The organism is Acinetobacter sp. RF14B (assembly GCF_006864105.1).
Classification (GTDB): domain Bacteria; phylum Pseudomonadota; class Gammaproteobacteria; order Pseudomonadales; family Moraxellaceae; genus Acinetobacter; species Acinetobacter lwoffii_C.
On record NZ_SMTB01000179.1, the window covers coordinates 1 to 1,748 of the forward strand.

Below are 1,748 nucleotides of genomic sequence, written 5' to 3' on the forward strand. Positions count from 1 at the left end.
TGCTTGAGCTGGATTTATTTCCGGATCAAACGGTAGAGCAGCTGGCCAAAAAACTGCAACCCGGCAAAAAACAGTCTCTGGCCAATGTCTGGCGTAAAGCGGGTCTGGAAGGAGCAAAAGCCGCCCTAGTGCGAGAACTGGTGGCGAAATCCATCTGGCAGGATGCAGACCAATTGGCCCAAAAAATCAAACAGCTGTCTATCACTTTAAGTGGCTTTCGGCCAATTGAAGAAGCAATCAGCTGTGCAGGCGGAGTGAAGCGTGAAGCGCTTTCGGAACAGCTGCAACTTAAATCCAATCCGCAGGTATTTCTTTGCGGCGAGATGCTGGATTGGGATGCACCGACTGGCGGCTATTTACTGACCGCCTGTTTTGCCACAGGCCGTGCAGCCGGAGAAGGAGTGCATCAGTTTCTGTCGAATTAAAGCCGGGCTGAATAGCTAAATCAGACCAGAAACGGCTCAAATCCCCGGCTTCCTGTAAAGATGAAAAATGGTTTATTTCTGGGTGCTTTTTGCTGGGGGTTGCGTATTTTGAGGATACTGCAAGCGCCAATGTTCTAACTGTTCCTGAGCATGCAGATATTTACCCAGTCCCTGTACATTCTTGCTGGCTTCAGTGACGGTGCTGGCCTGACGTTCTGAACGCTTCAGTAGCTGTTCCTGATGTTCCCAGTATTGATACATCAAGCCCTGAATATAACGGCCCTGTTCAGTTTTAAGCTCCAGAGCCTTGAGCATGTTCAGGGCAGAACGAATATGGTCACGCTGACGTTGCTGGATAAATTCTTCAGTCAGATTTTCGTCTTTGCGCATCTGGTTCATTTCTGCTTCCAGATCCGCACTCATTTCCTGAAAGCGTAGCTCATAGTCCGTTAATACAGCAATGTCATGAGGATCATCAGCCGTTTGGGGGAAGGCTTTGACCGGATCGGTTTGCAGTTCTTTCATTACCTGTTCTGAGGCAGATGAATCTGGACTCGGCTCAGTATTTTCTGTATTTTTCTGATCACAGGCCATGAGAAATATGGCACTGCTCAAAAGCACAGTGCGTGTCATCCATTGCATTTTATTCATGATCAAATCCCATTTTTAGTCACTTCGCTGAAATACATATACATAAGTCCGATAGGGAAAATCTATCAGATCGTGGGCTTGTTTGGTCGTATATTGTTCAATCATCTGTTCAAATTTCTGTTTAAGCTGCTGCCGCTGTGTCTCTGGCATCGCTGCAATAAAACTGGTCGATAGCAGACGCTTGGACACCACCTGTTCCACAGGACCATGCTGCATGTGCTGCATATGTGTCTCTGCATAAGGCTGGAACAAGGTTTGTTGTTTAAATACCTCCTGCCATTGGCCATGATGAAAACGTGGCGTATTGCCTTCCAGGGGTGCGATATAATCTGCGAGAGCTTTTACCCAGTCTATCTCAGTATCACGCTGGTTCCAGACCAGAACCAGATAACCTTGCGGTTTAAGTACCCGATAAATGTCTTTTAAAGTATCCAGATGGGCAAACCAGTGAAATGACTGTGCACAAAACACGGCATTCACGCTATGATCCGGCAAGGGAAGCTGATGGCTCAGACCTTCCAGGGTGTGAATATCTGGATGGGCCTGTTGCAGTTGGTTTAGCATTTCCGGCACAGGATCAATCGCCGTGATCCGGCTGCCGAGCGGACGTAAGGATGGGATAAATTTTCCCGTCCCACTGCCGAGATCTAAAAGATGCGCATCCTCTGGCAA

3 protein-coding genes are annotated in these 1,748 nt (G+C 47.8%); 1 reads left to right on the forward strand and 2 read right to left on the reverse strand.

The window, feature by feature from the left end; translation table 11 throughout:
- Nucleotides 1-425, forward strand: a 425-nt coding sequence (locus E2K52_RS14290; RefSeq protein ID WP_171478879.1) for an NAD(P)/FAD-dependent oxidoreductase, incomplete at its 5' end; no start/stop codon positions are given.
- Nucleotides 426-497: 72 nt separating this feature from the next.
- On the opposite strand, the gene E2K52_RS14295 is transcribed toward E2K52_RS14290, so the two are convergent.
- Nucleotides 498-1,076 (reverse strand): hypothetical protein, encoded by a 579-nt coding sequence (locus E2K52_RS14295; protein ID WP_151205667.1) that lies wholly within the window; start codon nucleotides 1,074-1,076, stop codon nucleotides 498-500.
- 15 nt (nucleotides 1,077-1,091) lie between these two features.
- The coding region (locus E2K52_RS14300) for a class I SAM-dependent methyltransferase (RefSeq protein WP_151205668.1) at nucleotides 1,092-1,748 on the reverse strand (657 nt) is incomplete at its 5' end.

Coding starts and splice junctions, on each gene's coding strand:
- E2K52_RS14295 (WP_151205667.1), bottom strand. CDS start 1,076: ATGAATAAAATGCAATGGATGACACGCACTGTGCTTTTGAGCAGTGCC.